Annotated in this window: 5 protein-coding genes; 1 reads left to right on the plus strand and 4 read right to left on the minus strand. The window is 41.2% G+C overall.

Features of this window, described 5'->3' with window-relative positions; translation table 11 throughout:
• The 4 genes from AC1DPZ_RS24195 to AC1DPZ_RS24210 all read right to left on the minus strand — a co-directional run.
• A partial coding sequence (locus AC1DPZ_RS24195; protein ID WP_477408297.1) for an ABC transporter ATP-binding protein occupies nucleotides 1-322 on the minus strand: 322 nt, incomplete at its 3' end.
• A 144-nt stretch (nucleotides 323-466) separates the two neighbouring features.
• Nucleotides 467-757, minus strand: a complete 291-nt coding sequence (gene gatC / locus AC1DPZ_RS24200) for an Asp-tRNA(Asn)/Glu-tRNA(Gln) amidotransferase subunit GatC (RefSeq protein ID WP_477408299.1) — start codon at nucleotides 755-757, stop codon at nucleotides 467-469.
• Nucleotides 754-1,485 carry a lysophospholipid acyltransferase family protein gene (locus AC1DPZ_RS24205; RefSeq protein WP_477408301.1) on the minus strand — a complete coding sequence of 244 codons (732 nt, stop codon included), beginning with the start codon at nucleotides 1,483-1,485 and terminating at the stop codon, nucleotides 754-756. Before AC1DPZ_RS24205 ends, gatC begins: the two co-directional genes overlap by 4 nt.
• A 326-nt stretch (nucleotides 1,486-1,811) precedes the next feature.
• The gene (locus AC1DPZ_RS24210; RefSeq protein WP_477408303.1) at nucleotides 1,812-2,426 is read right to left on the minus strand and encodes a lysophospholipid acyltransferase family protein; all 615 of its coding nucleotides are present in this window, start codon (nucleotides 2,424-2,426) and stop codon (nucleotides 1,812-1,814) included.
• A 158-nt stretch (nucleotides 2,427-2,584) separates the two neighbouring features.
• On the opposite strand from AC1DPZ_RS24210, the gene trpS reads away from it, so the two are divergent.
• On the plus strand, nucleotides 2,585-3,439 hold an 855-nt coding region (gene trpS, locus AC1DPZ_RS24215), incomplete at its 3' end, for a tryptophan--tRNA ligase (RefSeq protein ID WP_477408305.1).

Genomic DNA, 3,439 nt, shown 5'->3' on the forward strand with positions numbered 1-3,439 from the left:
CGGTGTTACGGGGCAATAAGTTAAATGTTTGGAAAACAAAGCCAATCTCGGAGTTGCGTACTTCGGCCAGCTCATTATCGGTCATATGGCTCACGTTTATCCCGTTCAGGATGTACTCGCCTTTGGTGGGCGTATCCAAACAACCTAAAATATTCATCAGTGTAGATTTACCCGAACCAGACGGACCCATCAAAGCCACAAACTCGCCTTTATTAATAGTTAACGAAACAGATTTAAGGGCGTGTATTACTTCGGTACCTATTACGTACTTACGTCCTATCTCGTTTATGGTAATTAAAGGCTTATCTTTTAATGGCTCCATGAATGTTTTTTTATTTGGACTATAGATAGGTATGGAATGTTACAATTGAAAGTCAAAATTCAAAATTAAAAAGTCAAAAGCTCTGATGGCTAAAAACACAGCCGCTAAACAAGCATTTTTTAATTTTGACTTTTTAATTTTGAATTATTTCTCTATCACCTTTGCTACTAAAAAATAATCCTCATCGTGCTTAGGCGCATTTTGTAAAGCCTCTTCATGCGTAACAGTTTGTTTCACTACATCTTCACGTAAAATATTTGCGCCATCGGTCATGTAAATCAGGGGCTCCACTCCGGTAGTATCCAGCTCGTTAAGCTTGGCCATAAAATCAAGAATTTTGCTCATGTCTTTAATCATGTCCTGTTTCTCCGTTTCACTAAGTTCAAGGCGGGCCAGGTGKGCAACTTTTTCAACTGTTTCTTTATCTATGGTCATGCCGTTTGTAATTTCTTTTTAATAATAGCGTAAACCTCATCGCGCAGCGCGTCGGCATCATCCAACGTTAAATGGGCTGTTTCAATGGGTTTATGTACAAATATATCACAAATTCCCGGTCTGCTGCCATGTTCTTTGCCGGTATCCCAAAGTACCTTCCAGGTATCAAGCGAGCTTATTGGCAAAATAGGCGCTTTCATTTCAATAGCCAGGCGAAAAGGGCCKTTTTTAAACGACTGTAATCCGGGCGGATAATCTTTGGGGATAGTAGCCTCGGGGAAAATAACTACGCTTACCCCGCTTTTTATACGTTCGGCGGCTGTTTTAAACGCCCGGAAAGATGACATTTTGCTTTCCCGGTTAACGGTAATATCAATAGTACGAAAGAAATAGCCAAGCACATAGTTGGTCAGTAATTCTTCCTTACCCATAAAACAGATGTTATTTTTTAAGATGGTACTTACCGCAGATACATCAAGGTTTGAGGTGTGGTTACCGCAAACTACGTAAGTTTTTTTCCAGTCTACAGGCTCTTCAAAAGTGGCGCTGTAAAAAATGCCTGATATGCCCGAGCTCAAAAATATGATAAGCCGCCTCACCTGGTTAATGTATTTGTACCGCCGCTTTTTTTGTTTAAGTACGTATAACGCCGGGTAGCATAGTGTAAAAAAGAAAGCGATGCTATACCTGTAATAATTGGTATGGATCTTTTTCAGTGTTAATTTCATGTTCACCAAATGTAAAAAAAATACTCATTTTTTGGATAGCGTAAACTTTAGCAGCCTGTTTGAAGATAAAAAAAACAGGTGGTCATTGAGTGATCATCCGTGGGAGCCTGGAAAAAATGGGAATGACGTGCTGAGTTTAGGAGGCTCAAAACAACCATGTCATTGCGAGGAACGAAGCAATCGCGAGCTGTGCAGGTCCGCTCTGTATAACATGCGATTGCTTCGTGCCTCGCAATGACATAGATTATATTAAAAAACAGTGCTGATAATCAGTAATTTAAATGTAAAAACATTAATAAATCAAATTTAAACAGCCTCACAGTTAGCTAATTTGAATGTTCAAGCTTATCTTTAATAATGGCATAAACCTTGTCACGCAGGGTGTCGGCATCTGCTATGGTCAGGGTTGATGTATCAACGGGCTTATGAACATAAAAATGGCAAATGCCTGGCCTGCTGCCATATTTGGTGCCTGTATCCCAAAATATTTTCCAGGTGTTTAATGAGCTTACCGGTATAATGGGGATCTTATTTTCGATTGCCAGGCGAAAGGGCCCGTTTTTAAATTCGCTCAATTGGGGAGGGTAATCATCCGTTATCATTCCCTCGGGAAATATCACCATTGATATGCCCTCTTGTAGTTTTTCGGCTGCTTTTTTAAAGGCCCTGAAAGATGACATTTTACTCTCCCTGTTAACCGGGATATCAACCGAGCGGAAGAACAGGCTGGTTACCAAACCATCTGCTAACTCCTGTTTGCCCATAAAGCTGCAATTGCCGTTAACCAGTATGCACAGGGCCGAAATATCGAGGTTAGAGGTATGATTTGGACATATGATATAGGTTTTGCTCCAGTCAATAGGTTCCTCGTAATCAAACTTATAAAATATGCCTACCAATGCCGAACTGATGAAACCCCATACCCGGCGCAGCTTGTTCATGCTGTGGTACCTTGACGGATGTTTAGAAAAATAATAGAAAAACGGCCATAATATTAAGTAGGAGAGGGCTACACTGATCACATATAAATAGACGTGCACTTTTCTCAATATCATTTTCATCGTCATCAAAAATAGAAAAAATCCTTACTTTCGCCCCTATGGAAACTGTTGTTAGTGGCATCCGTTCAACCGGAAATTTGCATTTGGGGAATYATTACGGGGCTTTGCAAAACTTTATAAAAATGCAGAATGAATTTAACTGCTATTTTTTTATTGCCGACCTGCATTCGTTAACCACGCATCCAACACCTGCCAACCTGCATAGTAATGTAAAGCAGGTTTTGGTAGAGTATCTTGCGGCCGGTATTGATCCGGAAAAGGCTACCATCTACGTACAGTCAGACGTGCCCGAGATTGCCGAACTATACCTGTATTTAAACATGAACGCCTACCTTGGCGAGCTGGAACGCAGCACTTCATTTAAAGATAAAGTACGTGCCAATCCCGAGAATGTGAACGCCGGTTTGCTTACCTACCCGGTATTGATGGCGGCAGATATCATTATTCATAAAGCTACAAAAGTTCCTGTTGGTAAGGATCAGGAACAACACCTGGAAATGGCCCGCACCTTTGGCAACCGGTTTAACCGGCTGTACAACCACGATTATTTTCCCGAGCCTTATGCTTTTAATTATAGCAGTAACCTGGTGAAAATTCCGGGACTTGATGGCAAGGGTAAAATGGGGAAATCAGAAGGGGAGGGGAATGCCGTTTTTCTTGGCGATACACCGGAAGTTATTAAAAAGAAAGTGATGCGCGCCGTGACTGATTCCGGCCCGACAACAGAAAATCAAAACAAACCACAGGAGATCCAAAACCTGTTCGATCTGATGAAAGTTGTTTCATCGGCAGATACATTGACTCATTTTGATAATTTATATAACACAATGAGCATCCGCTACGGCGACCTGAAAAAACAATTGGCCGAGGATATGATCATTGCAACAGCACCC

The organism is Mucilaginibacter sp. P4_G9, from assembly GCF_056400985.1.

Excerpts from the sequence above, each read along its gene's own strand:
- AC1DPZ_RS24210 (WP_477408303.1), bottom strand. The coding sequence starts at position 2,426 with ATGAACAAGCTGCGCCGGGTATGGGGTTTCATCAGTTCGGCATTGGTA.